Source organism: Luteolibacter sp. Y139 (assembly GCF_038066715.1).
GTDB classification, from domain to species: Bacteria; Verrucomicrobiota; Verrucomicrobiia; order Verrucomicrobiales; family Akkermansiaceae; genus Haloferula; species Haloferula soli.
Map to the genome: position 1 here is coordinate 63,820 of NZ_JBBUKT010000010.1, position 22,939 is coordinate 86,758.

Below are 22,939 nucleotides of genomic sequence, written 5' to 3' on the forward strand. Positions count from 1 at the left end.
GCGGGGTGGCGATCTTGTTGGAAGGCTCGCTCTGCCGGAACGGCGCAGCCGTTCCGCTACGAACATTATTTCGCCGGGAGGTGGACCCGGGTGACGAGTTCGGCTTCGGGGGTGACGGTGGGGTCGTTGTCGTAGATTTCGAACAGGGGGACTTTTTTGTCGGCGGTGAATTTTTTGGCGCGGCCGTGCATCATGCCGGAGGCCCAGGCATTGCCGAGGTGGCGGTAGGCGCCGGTGTGTTTGATGACGTAGGCGCGGCAGGTGGGGATCTCGCCGGTCACGAAGCCGTCGGGCTTGTCGACGGGATTCGAGACGGGGAAGCCGATGGTGTATTCAGCCAGTCCTTTCGCGGGGTCCCATTTGTGGGTGATGGCGAAGGGTGATGCGAATGGGATGGTCCCGCTTTTGCCGAGCCATGCCATGAGCTTGGCCATGTCGCGTTCCATCGAGGGGCCGATGTCGGCGATGGCGCAGGATGATTTCACGCCGATGTATTTGAATCCGCCTGCCGGGTGGATGCCGGTGAAATCGAGCTTCGATGGAACGGAGCCGGTTTCGATCAGGTCCTTGAGCATCTTCAGACCGCGGTCGTAGTCGGCGCCGATCCAGCCGGACATCATGCCCTTCATCCAGCCCATGTACCATGGGAGGGTGCCTTCCATGGACCACTCGGCGAGGGTTTCGTGATCGTGCTCGGAGAAGTGGAAGGACACCTTGTTCACGGACTTCCACGGCTTGAGGAAGGTGAGGCGGTAGTCGATGGACCATGGCGGATCGCCGCCGGTGATTTCCATTTCGCCGCTGCCGGTGATGTCGCCATTCCAGGCGTAGCCGCGGCCATCGGGCGTGAAGGTCATCTTGGCGCCGGGCTCGGCGATGAGCCATGGCGACCACGCGGGCCAGCTTTTGAATTCGCGGACGAGGTCGTAGACCTTCTGTGCGGGGGCGGCGATGCGGATGGACTTGCGGACGGAAAAGACGGGCATGGCGGGGTCGGGGAAATTGCCGACACCTTGAACGAGGTTTTGCGTTAGGGAAAGGAAGTGTTCGCGGGGGGATGTTTGAAAAGAAGCATCAACGCCCCGCCTATCGCAGACGTCATTGAGGTAGCATCGGAACCGGGCGGGAATGTGCAGCCGCTAGACGCATGAGGCGTCCCTACAGGACGCGGTGGTCTCCGGCATTTCACCCGGCACTTCCGTGCCGGGCTTTCATGAGCCGTCCCGTTGGGACGAAGAAGGGCAGTTCCGGAACTCGGCCTAACTGCTCGGCACTCCCGACTATTTCTGAGCGCCGGAGTAGGGGCAGGTGAGGGCTTCCCTGGCAGCGGATGGCTTTGTGGGGGCCTGCGGGGTGCGTTCGGTGACGACCATGCGCATGCCGTATTTCGGGCGGAGGGTGATGAGGAGTTCGCCTTCGACCTTGAAGCCTTCTTCGACGCGGTAGCGGAAGTGGCGGCAGAGGAGGATGGTCATGATCATGAGCTCCTGGAGGGCGAAGTGATTGCCGATGCAGCCGCGGGGGCCGGCGCCGAAGGGGAAGTAGTTCGGGCTGTCTGCGGGTGGGCGGCGGTCCGGGGAGAAGCGATCGGGATCGAAGTCGCGGGCGTTTTCCCAGATGTCCTCGCTCCAATGGAAGTGAAACGTGGGGATGAGGACATTGGTGCCGACGGGGATCTGATAGCCGCCGAGTTCATGGGCTTCGGTGCAGCAGCGGCCGACGCTCCAGATGGTGGGGTAGAGGCGCAACGATTCATCGATGACCTGGCGGACGTAGGGGAAGGAGGCGAGATCTTCGAGGCGAGGCGTGCCTTCGGGGAAGTTTGCGTCGATCTCCGCGTGAAGGCGTGCTTCGACTTCGGGATGGGTCGAGACGAGGTAGAGGATCCATGCCATCGCATTGGCCGTGGTTTCGTGGCCGGCGACGTACATGGTCATGACTTCATCGCGGAGCTGGGCATCGCTCATGCCGCGGCCACTTTCTTCCTCGCAGGCGGCGAGGAGCATGGTGAGGAGGTCATCGTGATCGCCAGGATGGGCGCGGCGTTCGCGAATGATGCCGGTGACGATGCGCTCGAGTTCCTGAAGCGCCTGGCGCATGTCGGTGGAGCCGGGCAGGGGAATCTTGCGCGGCAGCAGGAGCAGCCATGGGTGACGTAGTGCCCGCAGGGCCCATTCATTGAGCGTGGCGATGTGATGGCTGACGTCGCGCGCCATGCCCTGGGAATCGCTGCTGAACATGGCGCGCGAGATGATATCGAGCGTCAGGCGCGAGAGCAGTGGGACGAGGTCGATGGCGTTGCTGGATGGGGTGGCCGAGAGTTCGTCGACCATCGCTTTCACGCGCTCCGCCTTCATGGTGAAAAGGGCATCGAGCCGGCGCGGGTGGAAGGCGGGCTGCACGAGCTTGCGCTGGGTTTTCCAGAGGTCGCCCTCGCTGGTGACGAGGCCCTCGCCCATGAGGATGCGGAGCACGCCGTAGGAGCGGCTCTTCCTCTGATAGCAGGAGGCCTTGTTGACGAGGATGCGGCGCGCGAGGTCCGGCGAGGTCACGACCATCGCCTCGCCGATCATCGGCATGCGCACCATGTAGAGGTCGCCGTAGCGGCGGCCCCATTCGGGGACATAGCGCTCGGGATCCTTGCGGAGGTAGTAGGCGCTGCCGAACAACCAATGGCGGGGCGAATCAACGACGGGCGGGGTCATGGCCGGATCATTCTGCTGAAGATGCATTGATCTGTCCGGCTGTCGAAGGAACCGGACAGGAAATTTGAGGACTCGGAAAAATTCCGTGGCTGTGCCGAGGGGAACAACGAAACGATCGAAACGAACGAAAGAAGAGGAATCGTGCGGGCGGATGATGGCCGGTTAGGATTGGGCGCGTATGGTTTGGAACCATGCGACTTACTTTTCTGGTCAGCTTGTTGGTTCCCGTTCTCGCTGTCGCGGAGGAGCTTCCGTCCGCCGCGCTCGTTCTGGATCTCGATGCGGAGAAGGGCGTGAAAGTGGAGGATGGCGAGCGCGTGGCTGCGTGGACGAATCAGGCGGCGGGTACGGCGGGGAAGGAATTCGTGAAGCGCGACGAGGGGCGCAAGGAAGCGGGCAGCGGGAGGCCGACGCTAGTGAAAGGTGTGGCCGGCCTCGGGGGGAAGGCGGCGCTGGATTTCCGCCAGCAGGAGCTGGTCTGCCTAGATGAGGATGCCTTCGACGGGCTGATCACGGGCAAGGGGCACACGTGGATCGCGGTGATCTCAGTGCATGAGCAACGCACTGGGTTGAAGGACGTGAACTCCTTCTTCGGTAACTTGCGCAACGGCGAGAAATACGAGGGTGTGTGGGGCTGCTTCAACGACGACAACACGCCGTGGTGGGGCAGTCGCAATGGGATCACCTTCGGGCGCTTCGATGTGAACAATCCGCAGGTGATCGGGCCGGCGAAATTGGAGGCCGGGAAGTTTCACCTGTTAGCCGGCCGGATGGCGGCCGGAACGGGCACAGTGGCGCTGGAACTCTTCGTGGATGGTCCGGTCGCGGTGGCGAAGGGCGAGGCTCCGGTCTCGGCGAAGGCCAATGCCTCCCGGATGGCGGTGGGTCAGGAGCGCGACGCGATCCAGCACCCGGGCGTGGAGTCGTTCGACGGACAGATCGCGCGCTTGCTGATCTGGGAGCGGCCGCTGGATGACAAGGAACTGGCCGCGACGATTGCGGCGCTGACGGCGGCCTATTCGCTGAAATGAAATAGCGGGGAGCGCTGCTCAGAACTTCGGCGTGGAGGATGCCGAGGTCGGAGTCGGGGTAGGAGGCGGCGGTGGGGCGATCAACCGCTGCACGTCAGCGATCATCCGCTCGGCGAGCGCTTTCAACTGCGGCTGCTCGCCCACGTTGCCCGTGAAGCCGACGTTGAGAGTGGCGGTGGGGATGCCCTTGATGGTGGTTTCGCCGCGTTCGATGATGGCCCGGCGCTTGAGCTCTTCGACGGCCGCCTGTTCGGATTCGAGGTGCCATTTCGACTCGATGCCGCAGTCGCGGACGATGCCGGTCAGCACGGTATCGGTGAGCAGGGCCTTGCGGAGTTCCTCCACGCTCTTGTCACGCTGCTCCTGAGTGGACTCTGGAGTGAAGGGGATGGGGATCCACTGCTTGTCCGGCCGGCTCTGGTGTTTCACCCAATAGCCGTACATGAGCCCGCCCCCGAGGAGGGAGAGAAGCAGCGCGCCAAGCACGATCCACCGTTGCATGTCACGGGTGTATCCTCCATTTCTCTCCGTCCAAGCCGGAAATTCATGGACTACCCTGCCACTGCTGCCGTTCTCGACCACCTGCCGAATGGCCTGACCGTTATTCTCGACCCCGATCCGGCGGCTCCGGTGGTCAGCGCCCAGGTGTGGGTGGAGACCGGCAGCCTGCACGAGGGGATGCTGCTAGGCTCGGGGGTTTCGCACTTCCTGGAGCACATGGTTTTCAAGGGTGGCGGGCGTTTTGGCGCGGATGAGCTGGCGACGGCTGTGCAGGCGGCAGGGGGGCACTGGAATGCCTACACGACCTTCGACCGGACGGTGTACTACATTGATGGGCCGGCGAGCGGGCTGGATACTTTCCTAGAGGTGCTGGCGGCGATGGTGTTCGCGCCGGCGCTGCCAGAGGAGGAATTCGAGAAGGAAAAGGACGTCATCCGCCGCGAGATCGACATGGGGCTGGACGATCCGGACGACGTGGCGGGGCGGCTGATGTTTTCGACGGCTTTCACGTCGGATCCGCGGCGGCACCCGGTGATCGGGCATCGCGGGCTTTTCGATGAAATCACGTTCGCGGGGCTGACGGGATACCATCGCACGCGCTACACGCCGGACCGGTGCTGCGTGTGCCTTTCGGGTGACTTTGATGCGGAGGTGGTGAGGGAGCAGGTGGAGAAGCTTTTCGGTGGATTTGCGCGTGGCAGCGGGGCGGAGCCGGTGGTGCCGCAGGATGCGGTGCAGCTCGGGCCGCGCCGGGGGCGGGCGACCTTCGCGGTGCCGACGAGCAAGATCAGCCTGGCGTGGAAGATCCCGCCGCTGGGGCATCCGGATGTGCCGGCGTATGATCTGGCTGCGGCGGTGCTGGGGCGGGGGAGATCGGCTCGGTTTTATCGTCACCTGCGTGAGGAGCGCGGGCTGGCGCTGGAGATTTCCGCGTGGTCGTGGAGCCAGGCGGGACGCGAGGGCCTGTTTGCGGTTTCCGCCGAGGCGGAGCCGGAGAAGCGGGACGAACTGATCGCTGCGATCCTGGCGGAACTGGCGGATTTCCCGAGCACGGCACTGGATGATGATCTCGCGAAGGCGCGGCGGCAGATCGCGGCGAGCCAATTCAAGTCGCTGACGACGGCGTCCGGACGAGCGACGGATCTGGCCTCGAATTGGCATGAGGCTCGCGATCTCGATTTCACGCGGCGCTATCTGGCGGCGCTGAAAGCGACGACGGCGGCGGATGTGCGTCGTGCGATGGCGCGGCTGACCGAGGACCAGATGAGCGTTTCGATCCTCGATCCCGAAGATGCGCCGGCCCCGGCGACGCTGAAGCGTGCGGCACGGGTGCGCCCCGAGCCGGAGTGCGTGACGCTGCCGAATGGCGCGACGATCGCGCTGCTGCCGGACCCGCGGGTGCCGATCTTCACCGCGCAGGTGGCGGTGCGAGCGGGGCTGGTTTCCGAGATCCCGGAGAATGCGGGGCTGAACACGCTTTTCGCGGCCACGCTGCCGCAGGGGACGGTGCGGCGGAGTGCGGCGGAGCTGGCGGGGCTGCTGGAGTCGCATGGGGCGACGCTGGGAGCGGCTTCGGGCAACAATGCTCTCTTGGCACAGCTGTCAGGGCTTTCGCCGGATCTCTCCACGTTGCTGCCGCTGTTGTCCGAAGTGCTGGTGGAACCGGCCTTCCACGGCGACTCGATCGAGCGGGAAAAGGCGAGCCAGACGGCGTCGCTGCGGGAGGCACTGGAGGATCCGCTTTCGACGGCCTTCCGACTGGCGCGGGCGCATCTCTTCGATGGGACGGGCTACGGGCTTCACTCGCTGGGCTCGGAGGCCTCGCTGGCGGGGCTGGATCGTTTCTCCCTTTCGGCCCATCACTCGCGACACTTCCAAGGGCGCAATACGGTGGTCGCGCTCGCGGGGGACTTCGATCTGGTGCATGCGCGGGAAGCGCTCGCGGAGGGAATCGGCCGCTTGCCGCAGGGCGAGCCGTGGTTGCCGCCGGCGGCGACGGTGCGCGGTGATTTCGAGATCGAGGCCTTCCTGCCGAAGAAGCAGGCGGTGCTGGCGCTGGCGTATCCCGGGTGCTCGGCACTCGCGCCGGAGCGGTTCGCGCTGCGGATGATCCAGGAGTGGTGCACGGACATGGCGGGGCCGCTTTTCATCCGGATCCGCGAGGAGCTGGGGCTGGCCTATCAGGTGGGCGCAACGCAGTTCCACGGGCACGATGCCGGCTTCTTCGGCTTCTATCTGGCGACGGATCCCGCGCAGGTGGATCTGGCCCAGCGAGAGCTGGCGGCGGAGATTGCGAAGATCGCGGAGGATGGCATTCCGGAAGAGGCTTTCGAGCGGGTGCGGGCGACGGTGCTTTCGAGCTTGGCGCTTGGGTTGCAGTCGCCGGGTTCGATCGCGCGGCTGGCGGCGATCGATGTGCTGTTCGGGCTGCCGGTGACTCATCACCGCGAGGTGGCGGCGATCTTCCAGACGATCACGCCGGAGGAAGTGAAGTCGGCGGCCGGGGCACTGCTCGGGACCAAGCCGGTGGTCGCGCGGGTCTTGCCGAGGGAGTAGGCATGACGGGTGGAACTGGGTTTTGTGCCCAAACGCAAGCGGTGCGAGCGACATTGTCCGGAAGGCAACATTCCGTTGTCTTTCCGGAGAATTTCGTGGAACGTTGGACTCTTGAACCCACGGGGCCCGTCTGATGACCGGTCTGAATTGGCGATCGTCCGTGTCCAGTGGAGTTCACCAAAAACCAACCTGCAAAAACCCCATGAAGACCACGACCATTGCCATGCTGCTGGCTGCATTAATCGTTCCCGCCCAAGTGACCTTGGCCGCGCCGAAGGAGCGTGAGGATCCGAAGAAGGAGCGTGAAGACCCCAGAAAGGAAGACCCGAAAAAGGAGGAAGAGCGCAAAAAGGCTGAGAAGGCCGAGAAGGAGCGCAAGCGTGATGCCGTGAAGGATTTCCTGAAGCAGAAGGACGGGAACAAGGACGGCTCGGTCTCCAAAGATGAATACCTGGCTGATGAGTCGGACAAGGAAGCCGCTGGCAAGAAGTTCGACGAGTTCAACAAGAACGGCGACCGCGCGCTGGCGAAGAGCGAGATCGAGGCGCTGCTCGGGCTGACGGACAAGTAAGCGGCCTTATTACTTTCGAAATGGGAGCCATGGCGATTGCCGTGGCTCCTTTTTTGTGTGGTCCGTTGAACCTATGAGAGCGCTTCGATGAGGCGCTTGCGGTCGACGCGGACGCACCAGTTGCGGATGCTGGTGACGGTGCCGGATTGATCGTCATAGGCGCGTTCGACCTTGGCCTGCACGACGGTCTGGGCGTGCTGGATCATGGTGGGGAGGCGGTCTTCGGGGAAGGCCATGACGAGCTGGAGGCCGAAGTTGCGGGCGAGGGCGAGACAGGCGTCGATGCGGTCGCCGGAGAGCTTCGAGAAGGCTTCGTCCATGACGACGAGGCCGAGGTTGCGGCGATGGTCCTTCTTGCCGAGATCATAGACGCGCTGGAAGGCGGCGAGCATGGCGACGAAGAAGGGTGCCTGGTTTTCACCACCGCTTTGTTTCTTTGCGCTCTTGTTGAGAGAGATGGCCGAGCCTTCGCCTTTGCCGGCGGGAGTGGCCTGGATGTCCCAGTGGTGATAGTAGCGGTAGTCGAGCGCCTTCTGGTGGCGCGGGTCTTCGGTGTTTTCGATGGCGAGCATGAGGGCCTGCTTGGCCTTTTCGATGTCTTCCTTGCCGCCGGCGGCGAAGAGTTCCAGCGAGGGATTGAGGCCCTTGTCGACGAGGGTCCAGATGGCGCTGTGGGTGCGATCGGCGCGCATCGAAAGCTGGTAGCGCATGCCGCCGATGACGTGGTCCATGGCCTTGTTCAGCTCGCGCTTGGTGCGCTCGGCTTCGTCGAGCTTCTCCTTCAGCACGTCTAACACCTGGTGTTGCAGGCGGTCTTCCCACTGCTTCTGGGCGTCTTCGGCTTCGATGCGGTAGCGCTCGAGTTCGTGTTCTTCGAGTTCGCGGCGGCGGGCGTCATAGCGGGCGTTTTCGTCGTCCGCGGCGTCGAAGAACTCGGCGGTGTCGGGATGCTTCTCGGCGAGGGCATTGCGCTCGAGGTCGCGAGTGTCGCGGGCTTTCTCCGAGCCACGGCGCTGCATGTCGGCGAACTCGCGGACGGCATCGATGCGATGCTGCCATTTCGGAAACTGCTCGCGGGCGGATTCGATCTGGGCGTCGATTTCCGCGTCGCGGATGCCGACGAGCTTTTCGCGGCTGAGGCGGCGTTCGTGAAGGGTGGCTTGCTCTTCTTCCTTGGAAGTGGCGAGGCCATCCAACTGCTCGCGCTCCTGCTGCTCGAACTTGGAGAGCGAGCCATTCAGGCGGCCGGTGCGTTCGATGACGCCTTGGAAGGTACGGTCGAGCACGCGGAGTTTTTCGACGGTGGCTTCGCGCTCGGGGGTGGCGAGAAGGCGGATGGTTTCATCGAGGCCTTGGGCTTCCTTCTTCAAGCGAGGCAGGTCGCGGAGACCGGAGGTGCCGGCTGGTGCGTCGGCTTCATCGAGCTTCCATTGCTTGCCGCGGTGGAGCCATGTCTTCCAGTCGTCGCGGGAGCGGTTGAGGTGGGAGAGTTCCTCGCGGACGCCTTCCAGTTCTTCTTCGCGCAAGGTGCGGAGGCGGCGCAGGCCTTCCTCGCCGATGGTGAATTCCTTGGATGGCGTGAGGTGAAGGCGTAGCGGTGGGTCCTTGAGCCAACCGTCCTTCGACAGCGCGCGCGGGTGCTTGTCGAGTTGCTTGGCCTTGTCCACGGCGACGAGGTCGCCGTAGAGGTGATCGAGGAATGCTCTCGCGGCTTCGTGCGAGGTGTCGAACATGGCGGCGACGCTGCCGGCCTTGGTCTTGGCGGGCTTGCCGAGTTCGGTGGTATTGACGAGTGGTTCGTCGATGTGGCCCAGGCGCTGGGCTTGATCCCATGCGGCGGTGAAGTCCTCGGCGAGGACGGCGCTGCGGTTTGGTCCGACGAGTGTCTCTAACAGCGGCCACCAGGGTTCGGCATCGGGCTTTACCTCGATCACGCGGCCGAGGGCTGCGGCTTTTTGGCCGCGCGAGCGCAGGGCATCTAGCAGGGGAGAGGAAAGGTTGCTGCCTTTCATCGCGATGTCATCGAGCTCGCGCTTGAGGCGTGATTCGCGGGTTTCCTGTTCCCTGAGCTTTTCCTCGATCGGGCGGAGGCGTTCTTCGCCGTCGCTTTCGAGGATGCGGTAGATGCGGGCCATGCGGGAGGCGGCATCGAGGGCGGGGGCTTCGTCCGCGCCTTGCATTTCCTTGATCCAGCCGGCGGCTTGCTCGGGCTCTTCGAGGCCGAGTTCCTCGGCGTGCTTGAGCCAGTTTTTCCAGTGCTGGGTCTTGTCGTGAAGGAATTGGCGGGCGGTCTTGGCGGCTTCGCGGAGCAGTTCGATTTCCTTGCCGACTTCCTCACGGCGGGTGCGGCCTTGGGCGAGGTGGGCGATCTGCGCGTCATTGCCGGCGACGAGGCGCACGGCATCGAGCTGCTGCTGGAGTTCATTGCGCTCGGCGATGGCGGCTTCGTAGTCGGCGCGCTGCTCTTCGTTCTGGCGGCGCAGTTGATCGAGCTTGGTTTGGCGGGCTTCCAGCACCTCGCGCTTTTCCTCGTGGATCAAGGCATCGCGCAAGTGGCCGAAGAGGGCGGCCTCGCGCGAGGCGGCGAGGTAGGCGGCGTGCTGGTCGCAGATGCGGACGAGGCGCTGATGCTGATCGTGCATCGTATCGAGGCGGTCCTTGGCGCGACGATGGGCATCGACGCTGGCACGGACTGCCTTCACGTCCGGGAGGCCGGGCTCTAACAGATAGTCGCGGATGAACTTCTCGAAGCTCTCGACCGGCTGGAAGGCCATCGAGTTCGGAAGGGTCTTGTTCATCTGGGTGCGGTCAAAGCCGAGGTGGCTGCGAGAGGCCATCTCTTCCAGGTAGCTTGCCTGGCGATCCCAGACGTCGCCTTCCAGATCGCGGCGGACGTGGACGCGGAATTCTTCCTCCGAGAGGAAGGCCATCGCATCGTCTAACAGCTGCGGGGCGAGGAAGTCTTCCTTTTGCAAGCGCTGCGGGATGCAGAACCAGAGCGTGCGTGGCTTGGCGGTGGGGCCTTCGTATTCGATGCGTGCGCCCCACGTCTCGCGGCGGGGTTCATCTTCGCCGGAGGCGGCGGGCCATGCGAATTCCAAAGCAGCCAAGGTCACGCCGCTGGGGCGGAGGAAGCGCTCCTGGCCGTCCTTGCCGACGGTATTGGTATCGCAGAGGCAATAGCCGCGCAGGGTGCGTCCGCTGCCGGCACCGGCGGCGGCTTTGTTGAAGCGGCTGAGCGATTCACCGAGCATCACGAACTGCAGCAGGTCGAGCAGGGCGCTCTTGCCCGAGCCATTCGCGCCGGTGATCAGGGTGAGGCCGGAGACGTCGATGAAGTCCCGGTAGCCATACCAATTGATGGCGATGATGCGACTGAGGTGAACACGCATGGCAGGGCTCAAGCGGAAGCTTCCGCGGCGGACTGGGGCTGATAGAGGGCGGCGCGGGCACTCCACGACTCGATGGAGTCGAAGGGAATGGTGCGGGCGAGGCTGGGGAGGATTTCGATCAAGGTCTCACCGGCGGGTGCATTCGGATCGGGCCGCTGGGTGCGGACGAGGCGGTGGCGCTTCATGCGGGCGAGCATGTTTTCCACGTGAGTCTTCTCGGGTGGCTCGATGTTTTCGAAGGTGGATTTGAATCGCTGCCACAGGTCATCCACGGTGATGATGACGGATTGCTCGGCGCGGCTGGTGCGGTGGTCATCCCATGCACGCCAGAGGACTAACAGGAGGAGCGTTTCGTCCTTCGTGAACTGCGCAAGGAGCAGGCATGCTTCCGGGCGTGGACGTGCTTGGAGGAGGTAGAAGTCGTCATCGACGATCAACTCCAGGCCGAGTGGGGCGAGGTAGTCCTTGAGGTGCTCCTGATAGTGATCGCGGGCGAGCAGGAAGAGATCGCGGCCGCTGCCTTCGTTGCCGAGCAAGGTGCCGCGGCTCAGGAGCTCGGCGATGATCTCGCGCACCTGAGCGCGATCGGTGTCGGGAACGTCCGGCCAGAAGCGCGGCCAGTAGGGATCGGTATCGCTCATCTCAAGCTTGGCGGGTGAGGGTGAATCGTTCGATGGTCCAGTCGGCTTGCTCGTCCATGGGGACGCCATCGGGCGAGAGTCCATCGTGTCGGCGCGGGCCATCGGCGGACCAGCGCACCACGCGGCCGTCCGCCATGGTGGCGTGGTCGTAGGCGGCGGTGGCGAGGAGATCGAGGACGTCATCGATGCTGGCGGACTCGATGGTCTGGGTGCCGACGCTTGCGGCGACCTCGTCTAACAGGCGGGCCACGAGGCGGGCCGCGCGCTGTGGCGTGAGGGCGAGACGCTGGCGCTCCTTGAGTGCTTCCAGGGTATCGTCCTCGTCCTCGCGGGGTTCGCCATCGGTGCCGAAGGAGAGATCGGCGGCGGCGCGGACGCGGCGGGTGCGGGCGAGGGACTCGACGCCGTAGAAGCACTTCATTTCCGTGACCAGCGGGATGAAATCCGGAGGCGTGTCCTTGAAGCCGGAGATCTTGGTTCCTGCGTGGGCCGCATTGATGGCATCGCAGTAGGCTTTCACGATTTCAGGGCGGCGGCCGCGGAGCTCGGTCTGGTAATTGTAGCGTTGCTGGGAGAGGCGATTGAAGCCTGCCATGCGGGCGTCGATGGCGTCGGCGACGAGACGGATCGAGGCGAGGCGGCGCTCGAGATCGCGCAGCATCTTCTCGCCGCGCGCATAGGCTTCATCGGGCTGCCAGCCGTAGTGAGTGGCGAGGCCTTCGGCGAGGCGCTCTTTTACCAAGGGCTGGTCGCGGATGTCGCCGACCTTGGTGCGGGCTACTTGCAGGCGGGGCAGGAGGCCGTTTCTACGAAGGGCATCGTAGCAAACCATGTGCTGGCCGGTGCCGAACTCCTGATAGAGGAGGCGTAGCGTCTCGGCAGGGGATTCGCTGGCGCGCTGGCGTTGGTCGAAGATGGAGATGAGTTTCTCGACGCCGTGGAGCTGGATGACGGCGTTCTCCAAGCGCGCGTTCAGGTCGGTGACGGTGGCTCGGAGTTCGTCGGTGGTGCGGAAGGCTGGATGCAGCACTTCGGGGCGCTCCAAGGTCTCGCAGACGCCGCGGACGGTGTCGGCGAAGGTGGTGAGCTCGGCGATCTCTTCTTCCGCCAGCTCGCGGAGGAGTCGGAGCAGGGGACGGAGGCCGGGGGAGACGAGCGCCCAGCGTTCGTGGAGGCCGAGCTGCTGGTCTTCCAGCCAGCCGGCGTCGCAGAGGCGATTGAAAAGCTGGCCAGCGCGCTGGCGGGCGTCGCGGAGGGAGGCGCCTTCGTCCTCGGCGAGCAGGATTTCCGGATGGGAGGCGAGGGTTTCGCGGACGAGCGCGATGGCGTCGGCGTGGGGAATCCGGCCAGCGTCGCCCGCGGTATCGGCGATGCGGTCGGCGCAATCGATGTAGATCGCCGCGGACGGGCGGGAAAGCGGCCGGAAGAAGTCCCGGGAGACGGAACCGAGCAGGCGGCGGCTGAGAGGGTCGAGGTCCATCGGAGGCGGACGGCGACGCTAGTGGATCGGGCCGGGCTGCCAAGCTCCGTTGGACTTCATGGTTCGGAAGCCGGGGTAAGTGATTGACGGGGAGTTTGTTCGGTGTGATTTGCTGGCGCGGTCTTCGGATGTGGGTGGCATCTTGCACGGAGAGAATCGTCGAGTAGGTTCGCGCCGCATGCCGCTGGACGAACCGGAGACCATCGACGCCATCCATATCGACCCGGCCACTGGAGCCTGTGTCCTCACGATCCGCGATGAGTGGGACTGGAGCGACCGGCGAACGCACCTGGAGGCCCTGCTGAACAAGGTGTGCTTCTATCTCGATTCGATTGAAGCGGGCAAGGTGGTGGTGAGGATGCCGCTTTCCATCGGCCGGGAGCATGTGATCGAAATCGAGGCGCTTCACCCGCTGCCTGAGTTTGATGGCGATTTCATGGGCGAACTGGAGGCGAGTTGCGCCTTTTGTGAGGTCAAAGTCAGGTATCGACCCGGAGGGCGGCCCGCCGAAGTGGGAGGATCTCCCACCGTGGCCTGAGGTAAAATCACCGAAAGAACCACCCGCACTCTTGGCACTTGGCACCTTTCCCCCGGAACTCCAGTCTCCTTGCCCCATGGCCGCTGCTGATCCGCGTTTCAACGAATTCGTCATCCTCCAGGCCCAGAATGCCGGGCTTTTCCTCGGCCAGATCCCGCATCCGGCGACCGGCGAGAAGACGATCAATTTGCGCGCAGCCAAGTCCGTGCTCGATTCGCTGGAGATGCTGGCGGCGAAGACGGCGGGGAATTTGACCGAGATCGAAGAAAAACTTCTCACGACGGCTCTTGCCAACTTGCGTCCGCTATACGAGAAATCCGCGGGGTAAACGGTCGTTTGGATTATTTCCGCCTCCTTAAGTTTCAATCATGTCGTTCGAACCCTTCCAAATTGGCAGCGTGCCCGTCGGCGGGCCAGCCCCGTTTTTCATCCTCGGCCCGTGTGCGCTCGAGTCCGAAGCCTTCGCGTGGGAGATGGCCCGGTCCATCGACGAAATCGCCAAGCGCACCGGGATCAACTACCTCTTCAAGGCATCCTACGACAAAGCGAACCGGACCTCGGTGACGTCTTTCCGCGGCCCGGGGGTCGAGGAAGGCTGCCGCATCCTCGGTGAGATTTCCAAGGAACTGGGCGTGCCGGTGACGACTGACATTCACAGTCCGCAGGACGCGGAGATCGCGGCGGAGTACATCGATCTGCTGCAGATCCCGGCCTTCCTGTGCCGCCAGACCGACCTGCTCGAAGCAGCGGCCAAGACCGGCCGGGCGGTGAACGTGAAGAAGGGCCAGTTCCTGGCGCCGTGGGACACGGTGAACATCGCGGACAAGCTGCGCTCGTTCGATTGCCGGAATTTCCTGATCACCGAACGGGGCACGACCTTCGGCTACAACAACCTGGTGGCCGACATGCGCTCGCTCTACTGGATGCGCAAGGAAGGCCTGCCGGTAATCTTTGATGCCACGCACTCGGTGCAGCGTCCGGGAGGTCTCGGCGGCACGACGGGTGGCGATGGCGAACTGGCGCCGGTGCTGGCCCGCGCGGCGATCGCGACGGGGATCGATGGCATCTTCATGGAAACGCACTCCGACCCGGCGAACGCGCTTTCCGATGGACCGAATCAAATTCCGCTCGAATTTCTGGAGGACTTGCTCGTCCGACTGGTGGCCATTCACCACGCCGCTCATGGCGCTTGATTGAACCTGTTTCCCTCTCCCGCTCATGCAACTCTGCCCCCAGCGCTCGAAGTGGTTCCTTTCCGGCTCGCTTATTGTGGGCCTGTTGGGTTCGGCGTTGGGGTTGGCGACGGCTACGGCGCAGACCACGGTGCCCGAGAACGCGGCGTCGACGGATGGGGATGAGAAGGATGGATCCGGCGGATTGTTTTCCGGTGGCCTGTTGCCCAATGGCAGCATCCTGAAGAACGTGACGCTGCCGAGCTATGACGTGGCGCGCAACATGGTGTCCTCGGTGAAGGCCGGGGATCTGACCATCTTCACCCGCGATGATTCGCGGGTGGACGCCAAGACCGGCAAGCCGAAGACCGTCGCGGTCCTCGACAAGATCAAGATCAACGATCTTCACATCACCTTTTTCAACCCCGACCGGACCTCGAAGGGGAAGATCGCCATGTCAAAGGCGATGCTCACGGTCGCGAAGAAGCTCACGCTGCTCACTTCGGATGAGCCTGTCACTTTTGTTTCCGACGACCTGAAGGTGGACGGCTCGGCCCTTTCCTTCGACACGAAGAATAACCGTGGATTCCTGACCGGCCCCGTCACGGCGGTGGCCAAAACTCCCGACAAGCGAACCTCCATGAACGCTACTCCCGCCCAACGCGCGCTCGCCGCCGGAGCCCTGATGATGGCCGCCGCACCCGCGCAAGAGCCAGCACCGGCCCCTGCCGCCGAAGCTCCTGCACCCACGACCGCCGAGCGCTTCGCCAAGGCCCGACTTTCCAAAGCCGAGCTCGACCAGATGGCTGCGGACAAGGCGAGCCGCGCTCCGCAAGTCGCCGCTGCGAGCGCTGCCGCTGGCAAGGACTTCGACGAGGTGAAGACCAAGTCCGAGGATGCCCGCCTGACGATGAACAATTTCCTGCAGGCGGCCTCGATGGCGAGCATGCTGGCTGCGGCCCCGACGCCGGGCGCCCTCCCGGACGTGCCGCGTCCGCCGGGCCTGACCAATCCGGAAGACACGGTGATCAAGTGCAAGGACGGGAGCTACTTCGACTCGACGGAGGGCATTCTGATTTTCCTGGGCAACGTGACGGTGAAGAATCCCGAGCTCGACCTCAGCGGTGCGAGCGAGGTGAAGGTTTTCATGGAGCCGAAGGAACCGGAGGAAGAGGTTCCCGTGGATCCCAACGCTCCGAAGAAGGAGGTGACGCAGGAGATGTTGGATAAGATGAAAGCGGCGAAGGCCGAGAAGGACGCGGCGCAAGCCTCTCCAACGCCGGATGCGGCAGGAAAGGAGAAGGAGGGTGCAGCCACGGATAAGCCTGCCGATCCGAATGCCCAGCCTACGGCCGAGCAATTGGATAAGATGAAGGAGGCCAAGGGAAAGAAGGGGGCTCCGACTCCCGAGCAGCTGGAGAAGCTGAGGGCCAAACAATTGGCCCAGGGCCTCAAGGTGACCGCTGGCAACGACAAGGGCGGGGCAGACGGGAAGTTCGGTGACATCAAGCGGATGGTGGCTACCGGTCCGGCTGTCCACATCCGCTATTCGACCGGGAAGGAAGGAGACAAGCCGGTCGAAGCTTCCGCCCATACGGTGGTATACGATTTCGAAAAGCACCGCATCTACCTGGAAGGCGGTTCGCCGTGGGTGTATCAGGAAGGCGATGACGGGATGAAGGGCCAGTCGATCGGACCGAACGCGTCCATCCTCGTTTACACCGACGACAAGGGGAATCTGACCAAGGCGCTCTTCGAGAACCAAGGCGGTGGAACGCAGTTCGACGTGAAGACTCCGCCGAAGAAGGAAGATGACAAGGGGAAGGACAAGCCGAAGGATAAGCCCAAGCAGGACAAGCCGAAGCAACCGACCCGCTGACTGATGTCTTCCTCCACCTCCTCCAATGGCCAGGCGCTTCTCACCGCTTCCGGCCTCCGCAAGTGTTACGGCGGCCGTGCCGTGGTCGATGGCGTCAGCATCGCTGTGTGTCCCGGTGAGATCGTTGGCCTGTTAGGCCCGAACGGTGCTGGCAAGACGACGTCCTTCTACATGATCGCGGGCCTGATCCCGCCGGACGCGGGCTCGGTACAATTCAATGGCACGGACATTTCCCGGATGCCGATGCATCGGCGTGCGCGTCTCGGCCTCGGCTACCTGCCGCAGGAAGAGTCGGTGTTCCGCAAGCTGACCGCTTTCGAGAACTTGCTGGCGGTGCTGGAGACGCGGAAGGGGCTTTCGAAGAAGGAACGGAAGGCTCGTGCTGAGGAGTTGTTAGAGCGCTTCAAGATCACGAAGGTCCGCAACTCGGAGGCGATCGCGCTTTCCGGGGGCGAGAAGCGGCGGCTGGCGATTGCCCGTTCGCTGTGCACGGAGCCGCGCTTGCTGATGCTGGACGAGCCGTTCGCGGGCATCGATCCGATCGCGGTGGAGGATATCAAGAGCATCGTCCGCGAGCTGCGCGAGCGGGATGGTCTGACGATCCTGATCACGGACCACTCGGTGCGTGAGACGCTGTCGATCGTGGATCGCGCGTTTCTGATTCATGACGGCCGGGTGATCCTGGAAGGGGACTCGAGCGTGCTGGTGAATGATCCGGTGGCGCGGAAGTATTACCTCGGCGAGGATTTCAGGCTGTAAGCAGCAGCCGAGGGGACTTGGGAAGCATGGTTATTCTGTTAGGAATCGCGGTGTGGGTGCTCCCTGCCTTGCTCTTCGCTGCGGTGACGTGGCGCGAGGAATCGAGCGTCAGCCTTCGTGTCATGACCTTCATGATGTTTCCGGTGGGCTGGATTTGCGGGCTCGGCCTGGCGATGTGGCGAAACACGATCCAGATGTCCGAATTCCTCGCAAAACACCGGGGGGAGCAGATGACGGAGGAAGAGTTCTTTTCCGTGCCGGACGGCCCGAACGTTTTCGCGGGCTGGATCCTGCTGGGATGGCTGCCAGTCGTGATCGGCTTCTTGGTGACGCTTCCTTTGCGCCGACGGGCGGCTGAGCGCTGCGTCAACTTTGCCGATTGAGTCCCGCGCCTTGCCAGCGGCGTCATCATAGGGCAAGGGGATCGGCCGTGTCTCCGTCCGCGCTGGGTGAATTGCTGTCCGTCTTCGAAGAGAACTTCCGCAGCCGCGGGGAGATCGGGGCGTCGGTGAGTGTCTGGTGGCGCGGGGAGGAGGTGCTGTCGGCGGCGGAGGGGTGGTGCGAGAAGGAGCGGACGCGGGCGTGGACTGCGGGAACGCTGGTGCCGGTGTATTCGGCGACGAAGGGGCCGGCGGCGGCGACGTTGTTGCTGGCGCTGGATGCGAAGGGATTGGGGCCGGAGACGCTGGTGAGGGAGGTGTGGCCGGCTTTTCCGGTGGCGGAGGCGACGTTTGCACACTTGCTTTCGCATCAGTGCGGGCTGGCGGCGCTGGATCGCAAGGCGGCGGTGTGGGATCATGCGGAGGTGGTGGCGGCGATCGAGGCGCAGGCTCCGGCGTGGCGACCGGGCGAGGGGCATGGGTATCATCCGCGGACCTTCGGCACGATGGTGGATGAGCCGGTGAGGCGTCTAACAGGAAAGCCGCTGGGGGCGGTGTGGCGCGAGACGATCGCGGAGCCGCTGGGCTTGGAATTCTGGATCGGGCTGCCGGAGAGCGAGTGGCCGCGGGTGGCGCGGCTTTATCCTGGAAAGGCATCCGCGGAGGAGATGCAGGATGGCTTTTACAAGGAGTTCAATACGGAAGGATCGTTGCCGCGGCGTGCGTTCGGTTCGCCGACGGGATTGAGGTCGGTGCAGGAGATGAACGATCCGAAGGCGTGGTCGGCAGGCTTGCCGGCGATGGGTGGGGTGGGGACGGCTTCGGCGCTGGCGAAGTTCTATCAGGCGGCGATTGGCGCGATCGAGAGTCCGCTGAATGAGCGGGTGAGGCAGGCGCTTGGGGTGGTGCGGGTGTCCGGCGATGACCGGGTGTTGATGCAGCCGACGGCGTTTTCGTGCGGGTGCCAGCTGGATCCGCTGGATGGCTCGGGAAAGAAGGTGCGCGAGCTCTATGGGCCATCGGTGCATGGCTTCGGGCATCCCGGGGCGGGTGGGAGTCATGCGCTCGGGGATCCGGATAGCGGGGTGAGCTTCGCGTACGTGATGAACCAGATGGAGCTCAGCGTGCTGCCGGGGAGGAAGAGCGTGGAGATGGTGCGGGCGCTGTTTTCGTAGGCGCGTTGGGGACGACGCGGGGGCGCGGGAGTAGTCGGCGGCTAGGGACCACTCCACACTGTCACCAGTGCGCCTACGTTAAAGGCGGAGGCGGGAATGCGGAAGTAGGCGCGTTCGTGAGAACGCGGAAGCATGAGAGCAGTCCGCTTTAAGGGACCGCTCCGCGCTGTCACCAGCGCGCCTACGATGAAGCCAAGAGAGGCTTAGCCCAGGAACTTGATCTTGCCGGGGAGCTTGAAGTCGCCGCGGGCCATGGCCTCGTGCTGCTCGTCGCTGCAGGCGGAGTTGGTCGGGGCATCGGCGGCGGCTTCGCTCTTTTCGAAATAGCCGTTTTTGGTGAGCCAGGCCTCGACTTCGTCGCCGGAGATGTCGGGCAGCATGGTGCCGTCGATCTCGACGCAGGGGGAGAGGGATTGGCCGCTGCGCTGCTCCATTTCCCAGCGGAAGGCGGGGTTCTTGATGATGTCCTTCTCTTCGAACTGAAGGTCATACTTCCGCATGATGGCGCGGACGCCTTCGCTCCAGCCGCAGAAGGTCTTGAGGTAGGCGGTGATTTTCGGTGCAGGCTTGCTCATGGGGCGGAAAATACATGCCGGAGCCGAGCCCGCAAGCCTTGCCACTGTTTCCGGGCAGGAGTTAGGTTGGGGCATGATTCGCATTTTCTGCCTTTTCCTGATTTCCCTGCTGCCTGCGGCGGGGTGTATCTGGGATCGGGATACCTGGCGGGAGGAGGCGAAGGGCCGGATCGACACGCTGAAAGCAATCACCGGGTGGTTTGATCGCTACCCGCCTCGCTTTTACGAGATGCGGCTGGAGCGGGTGACGAAGGAGTTGGAGGCGGATCCCCGGAAGCTCGATCTCTATGATGATGCCGGGGTGGCCTGCAACCGGCTGGGGCGCTACGATGAGGCGATTGCGTGGATGGCGAAGAAGAAGGCCGTGCTCGATGCGATCGAGGGGCCGAGTCCGAACATGGACCGGTATCGCTACCACGCGAACCTCGGATCATTCCTCGGCAATCGCTGGGCGACTCGTCCGACTGCCGAGCGCAATGCGGATCTCTCCGATTTGAAGGAGGCGACGAAGCACATTGCGGATGCGATCTCGCTGAATCCCGAGGCGCATTTCGGGCGGGAGAAGTATCAGCTGAAGCTTTTCGAGTGGTTGCTGAAACCGGGAGGGGAAGACCTTGATGGGAATTTTCTGGGGATCGACACATTTGACGACATCCGCAGGACTGAACCGGGAGGACTCAGCCGGTATCCTGATTTGAAAGATGCAGAGTCGGGGTTAGCCGGGCTGATTCATCTTGGCAGCGCGTGGGAAAACATCGACGTCTTCGAGGCGCTACGTGCGACGCTTCAGGCGGACGGAGCCAGCAGCTTGGCGCGCCTCGTCAGCTCTCGCCTCGGTGAGCTCACCGCTGAAGGGCACAAATCGCTTCATCCCGTGGAGAACCGGAATCGGGATGACCACGAGAATCTGGTCCCTGATTGGCAGTTGCTCACACAGTGGTATGGAGAGACGAGAGGATTGGCGAAGAAGCGGGAGGAGGAGTGGATCGCGTATCAGTCTGAGCGCTTCGATCGGGGCATGCATCCCGACACGCATCCAGACTTCTGGAAGGGATGGAAGGAGCCGAAGTTTCCTGAGCTTCCAAGGTCGCCGATGACATTCGAGGAAAAGGCTGTTGTGTTTGTTGCCGTGGTCGCCGGATTGATGCTCACGGCGATCGGGTTTTACATCCGCGCGGTGTGGAAGAGGGTGAAAGGTCGCAAGCGAGCACTGGCACTCTCATGAGCAGGCTTACTGTTTCCATCAACTTCGCACTTTCGGCTGACGGCAAGATCTCGTCGGCGCAGAAGCGGCCGTCGGGCTGGACTTCAAGGGAGGATCACGCGCGGTTGTTAGAGCTGCGGAAGGGGGCGGATGCTTTGATGGTGGGACGAGGGACCTTGGAGTCGGACCGGATGACGATGAAGGCACCACATGATCCGCTGCGGTGTGTGGTTTCGCGGAGCGGGGAGTTTGATCCGGAGCATCCGTTGTTTCACACGCCGGGAGGGGCGATTCACTTGTTAGCCACGGAGGATCGAGGCCGAAAAGGCCGGGAGATTCCCGGGGCGATCCTGCATCGGGGCAGCGTGGAGCATTTCCTGGATGAACTCGCGGGCCTCGGCGTGCGCCGGGTTCATTGCGAGGGCGGGGGAGAGCTGGTGTTCGTGCTGTTAGAGCGCGATCTGGTGGATGAGATCCACCTGACGTGGGCAGGGCACAGGCTTTTCGGCGGGCACGGGGCTCCGACGGTCAGCGGGGTGCCGGGAGAATTCCTGCCGGCGTCGCGTCAGTTCGAGCTGACGGAATTCGATCCCCGGCCGGAAACCGGCGAGTGCTTTCTGAGCTACCGGCGGGTGCGCGAGGCGGGGGCTCAGTGAGCCTTTTCCTCGTGCTTTTCGACGGCGTGTTCTTCGCCGTGAGCGGCTGCACCGTGGGCTTCGCCAGCGGCGGCTTCATGGCCTTCGCCGTGGGCACCGTGTTCGTGCGGCTCGTGGAGCTTCTTGGTCTCTGCCCACTCGTGGCGTTCGCAGGAGGTCGCGACGAGGAACAGCCCGGCGGCAGCGGCGGCGAAAAGCGTGGTCAGTTTCATCCCGGCGCGGGTGTAGCGGATCGACCGCCGATGGCAAGCGGTGAAAGCTTTTGGGGTTGGCGTTTTGGAGGGAACGAACCGCGGAGGCGCGGAGGTCGCGGAGAGAACGCGGAGAAAGGCAGGGGGAATTCAATGAACCGCCAGGATGCGAAGAACGCCATCCAGAGGCGGGAAAAGGGGATGAGTGCGGCCGGATGAGTCGTGTCGACGGAACGTCGACACCCCTTATGGGCGCGCCGGGGGCGCTATGGGATAACTTTCAGCGGCCGATCCACTTCGAGATGGCGGTGGCGGCGCGGAGGTGGGCGCCGGGGCCGCCGAGCTTGGCGGCGGTGGAGAGGAGCTTGTGGCGGGTTTCCTCGCGATAGCTGTCGTCGGTGAGGAAACGGGCCAGGGCTTGCTCGACGCGTAGCGGATCGGCCTCGGACTGGATGAATTCCTCCACGACGCGGCCACCGGCGAGGATATTGATGAGGCCGATGTGCTCGATTTTCACGAGCATCTTGGCGGCGAGGTAGGTGGGCCAGGCCACCTTGTAGACGAGGCAGTAGGGGAGGCCGAAGTAGGCGGCCTCGAGGGTGGCGGTGCCGCTGGCGACCACGCCACAGGCGGCGCGCTGCATGAGCTCGTGCGCGCCGCCCTCGCGGACGCGGACGAATTCGCCGAGCTTGGCGGCGGTGGTCAGCTCGCGCATGCGGGCGGTGAGCTTGGCGGAGGCTCCGCAGGCTTCGAAGCGGGTTTCGGGGCGCTTCGAGTGGAGGCGGCGGGCGCTCTCCAGCATCATCGGGAAAAGGCGGGCTACCTCGCGCTCGCGGCTGCCGGGGAGCAGGGCGACCAGGTTTTCCTCGCGTGGCTCGCCATTGCGCTCTTCCTCCAGCTCATCGACCAGCGGGTGGCCGACGAAGGTGGTGGCCAGCCCGGCACCCTCGAAAATCGGTTTCTCGAAAGGGAAGAGGCAGAGCATTTCGTCCAAAAGGCGCGCCATTTTCGGCAGGCGGCCCTTGTTCCACGCCCAGACCTGCGGGCTGATGTAGTAAATGATCTTCGTCTTCGGGAGCGCATTCCGGACGGCCTCGGCGAAGCGGAGATTGAAGCCGGGGTAGTCGATGAGGACCAGCAGGTCGGGCTTGAGGGCGAGGGCCTCGGCGAGCATTTCATCGAAGCGCTGCTTGAACCAGCCGTAGCGCTTGAGCACTTCCCAGAGGCCCATGACGGCGGCCTCCTCGACCCAGTCGCGGATGCCGTCGCCGGCTACCTCACGCATTTCCGGGCCGCCGGCCCCGTGGATTTTCAGGTCCGGATGCATGGACAGCAGGGCGCGCAGCATCCCCGCGCCATGCGCATCGCCACTCAATTCCCCCGCGATGACATACAGCGCCTTGGCCATCTGCGGCGGAGCCTAGGGAAAGGCTTTGCGGGCTGGCCATGAAAATCCCGGGGCACTCTCGAAACGATGTGCGGGAAGGTGGGAATTCGTCATTGCTTTCGCGGGACCCGCCTCCTTAATCGCGC

General features: G+C 63.9%; 21 protein-coding genes. 12 read left to right on the forward strand and 9 right to left on the reverse strand.

Translation table 11 applies throughout. The features are described from left to right. Positions 1 to 65: 65 nt before the first annotated feature. Both WKV53_RS21575 and WKV53_RS21580 read right to left on the reverse strand, forming a co-directional pair. On the reverse strand, positions 66 to 986 hold the full coding sequence (locus WKV53_RS21575) for an SRPBCC family protein (RefSeq protein ID WP_341406884.1): 921 nt from the start codon (positions 984 to 986) through the stop codon (positions 66 to 68). 294 nt (positions 987 to 1,280) lie between these two features. After that, positions 1,281 to 2,705, reverse strand: coding sequence for a cytochrome P450 (locus WKV53_RS21580; RefSeq protein ID WP_341406885.1), 1,425 nt, complete (start codon positions 2,703 to 2,705; stop codon positions 1,281 to 1,283). Positions 2,706 to 2,896: 191 nt separating this feature from the next. On the opposite strand from WKV53_RS21580, the gene WKV53_RS21585 reads away from it, so the two are divergent. Next, positions 2,897 to 3,736, forward strand: a complete 840-nt coding sequence (locus WKV53_RS21585) for a LamG-like jellyroll fold domain-containing protein (RefSeq protein ID WP_341406886.1) — start codon at positions 2,897 to 2,899, stop codon at positions 3,734 to 3,736. Positions 3,737 to 3,754: 18 nt separating this feature from the next. Here the strand turns inward: WKV53_RS21585 and WKV53_RS21590 are convergent, their stop codons facing one another. Next, positions 3,755 to 4,237, reverse strand: a complete 483-nt coding sequence (locus tag WKV53_RS21590; protein ID WP_341406887.1) for a hypothetical protein — start codon at positions 4,235 to 4,237, stop codon at positions 3,755 to 3,757. A 45-nt stretch (positions 4,238 to 4,282) separates the two neighbouring features. On the opposite strand from WKV53_RS21590, the gene WKV53_RS21595 reads away from it, so the two are divergent. Together WKV53_RS21595 and WKV53_RS21600 are read left to right on the forward strand one after the other, a co-directional pair. Further along, the gene (locus WKV53_RS21595) at positions 4,283 to 6,793 is read left to right on the forward strand and encodes a M16 family metallopeptidase (protein ID WP_341406888.1); all 2,511 of its coding nucleotides are present in this window, start codon (positions 4,283 to 4,285) and stop codon (positions 6,791 to 6,793) included. A gap of 202 nt (positions 6,794 to 6,995) precedes the next feature. Further along, positions 6,996 to 7,364: a hypothetical protein gene (locus WKV53_RS21600; protein ID WP_341406889.1), complete on the forward strand. Its 369-nt coding sequence runs from the start codon at positions 6,996 to 6,998 to the stop codon at positions 7,362 to 7,364. 71 nt (positions 7,365 to 7,435) lie between these two features. On the opposite strand, the gene WKV53_RS21605 is transcribed toward WKV53_RS21600, so the two are convergent. From WKV53_RS21605 to WKV53_RS21615, 3 genes are read right to left on the reverse strand one after another with little or no spacing between them, the layout of a single operon-like run. Then, a complete protein-coding gene (locus WKV53_RS21605) occupies positions 7,436 to 10,756 on the reverse strand; it encodes an SbcC/MukB-like Walker B domain-containing protein (RefSeq protein ID WP_341406890.1) in 3,321 nt (1,106 codons plus the stop codon). Positions 10,757 to 10,764: 8 nt separating this feature from the next. Beyond that, positions 10,765 to 11,397, reverse strand: coding sequence for a DUF4194 domain-containing protein (locus WKV53_RS21610; RefSeq protein ID WP_341406891.1), 633 nt, complete (start codon positions 11,395 to 11,397; stop codon positions 10,765 to 10,767). Position 11,398: 1 nt separating this feature from the next. Then, positions 11,399 to 12,877 (reverse strand): Wadjet anti-phage system protein JetA family protein, encoded by a 1,479-nt coding sequence (locus WKV53_RS21615; protein WP_341406892.1) that lies wholly within the window; start codon positions 12,875 to 12,877, stop codon positions 11,399 to 11,401. A gap of 178 nt (positions 12,878 to 13,055) precedes the next feature. Between WKV53_RS21615 and WKV53_RS21620 the strand changes: the two genes are divergently transcribed. From WKV53_RS21620 to WKV53_RS21650, 7 genes are all read left to right on the forward strand, one after another. After that, the gene (locus WKV53_RS21620; RefSeq protein WP_341406893.1) at positions 13,056 to 13,415 is read left to right on the forward strand and encodes a DUF6572 domain-containing protein; all 360 of its coding nucleotides are present in this window, start codon (positions 13,056 to 13,058) and stop codon (positions 13,413 to 13,415) included. A 76-nt stretch (positions 13,416 to 13,491) separates the two neighbouring features. Beyond that, positions 13,492 to 13,743 (forward strand): DUF1844 domain-containing protein, encoded by a 252-nt coding sequence (locus tag WKV53_RS21625; protein WP_341406894.1) that lies wholly within the window; start codon positions 13,492 to 13,494, stop codon positions 13,741 to 13,743. 40 nt (positions 13,744 to 13,783) lie between these two features. Beyond that, complete coding sequence (kdsA, locus tag WKV53_RS21630) at positions 13,784 to 14,608, forward strand: 3-deoxy-8-phosphooctulonate synthase (protein ID WP_341406895.1); 825 nt, start codon at positions 13,784 to 13,786, stop codon at positions 14,606 to 14,608. A 25-nt stretch (positions 14,609 to 14,633) separates the two neighbouring features. After that, the gene (locus WKV53_RS21635) at positions 14,634 to 16,466 is read left to right on the forward strand and encodes a hypothetical protein (RefSeq protein WP_341406896.1); all 1,833 of its coding nucleotides are present in this window, start codon (positions 14,634 to 14,636) and stop codon (positions 16,464 to 16,466) included. Between the two features lie 3 nt (positions 16,467 to 16,469). Continuing rightward, a complete protein-coding gene (lptB, locus tag WKV53_RS21640; protein WP_341406897.1) occupies positions 16,470 to 17,225 on the forward strand; it encodes an LPS export ABC transporter ATP-binding protein in 756 nt (251 codons plus the stop codon). An 83-nt stretch (positions 17,226 to 17,308) separates the two neighbouring features. Next, the gene (locus WKV53_RS21645; protein ID WP_341406898.1) at positions 17,309 to 17,608 is read left to right on the forward strand and encodes a hypothetical protein; all 300 of its coding nucleotides are present in this window, start codon (positions 17,309 to 17,311) and stop codon (positions 17,606 to 17,608) included. A 47-nt stretch (positions 17,609 to 17,655) separates the two neighbouring features. After that, positions 17,656 to 18,780 (forward strand): serine hydrolase domain-containing protein, encoded by a 1,125-nt coding sequence (locus tag WKV53_RS21650; protein ID WP_341406899.1) that lies wholly within the window; start codon positions 17,656 to 17,658, stop codon positions 18,778 to 18,780. Positions 18,781 to 18,983: 203 nt separating this feature from the next. On the opposite strand, the gene WKV53_RS21655 is transcribed toward WKV53_RS21650, so the two are convergent. Beyond that, the gene (locus tag WKV53_RS21655; RefSeq protein WP_341406900.1) at positions 18,984 to 19,355 is read right to left on the reverse strand and encodes a glutaredoxin family protein; all 372 of its coding nucleotides are present in this window, start codon (positions 19,353 to 19,355) and stop codon (positions 18,984 to 18,986) included. A gap of 73 nt (positions 19,356 to 19,428) precedes the next feature. On the opposite strand from WKV53_RS21655, the gene WKV53_RS21660 reads away from it, so the two are divergent. Beyond that, a complete protein-coding gene (locus WKV53_RS21660; RefSeq protein ID WP_341406901.1) occupies positions 19,429 to 20,580 on the forward strand; it encodes a hypothetical protein in 1,152 nt (383 codons plus the stop codon). Next, complete coding sequence (locus WKV53_RS21665) at positions 20,577 to 21,215, forward strand: RibD family protein (protein WP_341406902.1); 639 nt, start codon at positions 20,577 to 20,579, stop codon at positions 21,213 to 21,215. The genes WKV53_RS21660 and WKV53_RS21665 overlap by 4 nt, the downstream gene beginning before the upstream one ends. Here the strand turns inward: WKV53_RS21665 and WKV53_RS21670 are convergent. Together WKV53_RS21670 and lpxB are read right to left on the reverse strand one after the other, a co-directional pair. Next, positions 21,209 to 21,427 (reverse strand): hypothetical protein, encoded by a 219-nt coding sequence (locus tag WKV53_RS21670; RefSeq protein WP_341406903.1) that lies wholly within the window; start codon positions 21,425 to 21,427, stop codon positions 21,209 to 21,211. The genes WKV53_RS21665 and WKV53_RS21670 overlap by 7 nt on opposite strands. Positions 21,428 to 21,686: 259 nt before the next feature. Further along, positions 21,687 to 22,814: a lipid-A-disaccharide synthase gene (lpxB, locus tag WKV53_RS21675; RefSeq protein ID WP_341406904.1), complete on the reverse strand. Its 1,128-nt coding sequence runs from the start codon at positions 22,812 to 22,814 to the stop codon at positions 21,687 to 21,689. Between the last annotated feature and the right edge of the window lie 125 nt (positions 22,815 to 22,939).

Bases quoted from the DNA above. Each gene is read 5' to 3' on its own strand.
- WKV53_RS21600 (WP_341406889.1), top strand. From the start codon at position 6,996: ATGAAGACCACGACCATTGCCATGCTGCTGGCTGCATTAATCGTTCCC.
- WKV53_RS21575 (WP_341406884.1), bottom strand. From the start codon at position 986: ATGCCCGTCTTTTCCGTCCGCAAGTCCATCCGCATCGCCGCCCCCGCA.
- WKV53_RS21635 (WP_341406896.1), top strand. From the start codon at position 14,634: ATGCAACTCTGCCCCCAGCGCTCGAAGTGGTTCCTTTCCGGCTCGCTT.
- WKV53_RS21590 (WP_341406887.1), bottom strand. From the start codon at position 4,237: ATGCAACGGTGGATCGTGCTTGGCGCGCTGCTTCTCTCCCTCCTCGGG.
- WKV53_RS21580 (WP_341406885.1), bottom strand. From the start codon at position 2,705: ATGACCCCGCCCGTCGTTGATTCGCCCCGCCATTGGTTGTTCGGCAGC.
- kdsA (WP_341406895.1), top strand. From the start codon at position 13,784: ATGTCGTTCGAACCCTTCCAAATTGGCAGCGTGCCCGTCGGCGGGCCA.
- WKV53_RS21625 (WP_341406894.1), top strand. From the start codon at position 13,492: ATGGCCGCTGCTGATCCGCGTTTCAACGAATTCGTCATCCTCCAGGCC.
- WKV53_RS21665 (WP_341406902.1), top strand. From the start codon at position 20,577: ATGAGCAGGCTTACTGTTTCCATCAACTTCGCACTTTCGGCTGACGGC.
- WKV53_RS21605 (WP_341406890.1), bottom strand. From the start codon at position 10,756: ATGCGTGTTCACCTCAGTCGCATCATCGCCATCAATTGGTATGGCTAC.
- WKV53_RS21670 (WP_341406903.1), bottom strand. From the start codon at position 21,427: ATGAAACTGACCACGCTTTTCGCCGCCGCTGCCGCCGGGCTGTTCCTC.
- WKV53_RS21585 (WP_341406886.1), top strand. From the start codon at position 2,897: ATGCGACTTACTTTTCTGGTCAGCTTGTTGGTTCCCGTTCTCGCTGTC.
- WKV53_RS21615 (WP_341406892.1), bottom strand. From the start codon at position 12,877: ATGGACCTCGACCCTCTCAGCCGCCGCCTGCTCGGTTCCGTCTCCCGG.
- WKV53_RS21610 (WP_341406891.1), bottom strand. From the start codon at position 11,397: ATGAGCGATACCGATCCCTACTGGCCGCGCTTCTGGCCGGACGTTCCC.
- WKV53_RS21655 (WP_341406900.1), bottom strand. From the start codon at position 19,355: ATGAGCAAGCCTGCACCGAAAATCACCGCCTACCTCAAGACCTTCTGC.
- WKV53_RS21660 (WP_341406901.1), top strand. From the start codon at position 19,429: ATGATTCGCATTTTCTGCCTTTTCCTGATTTCCCTGCTGCCTGCGGCG.
- WKV53_RS21595 (WP_341406888.1), top strand. From the start codon at position 4,283: ATGGACTACCCTGCCACTGCTGCCGTTCTCGACCACCTGCCGAATGGC.
- lptB (WP_341406897.1), top strand. From the start codon at position 16,470: ATGTCTTCCTCCACCTCCTCCAATGGCCAGGCGCTTCTCACCGCTTCC.
- WKV53_RS21620 (WP_341406893.1), top strand. From the start codon at position 13,056: ATGCCGCTGGACGAACCGGAGACCATCGACGCCATCCATATCGACCCG.
- lpxB (WP_341406904.1), bottom strand. From the start codon at position 22,814: ATGGCCAAGGCGCTGTATGTCATCGCGGGGGAATTGAGTGGCGATGCG.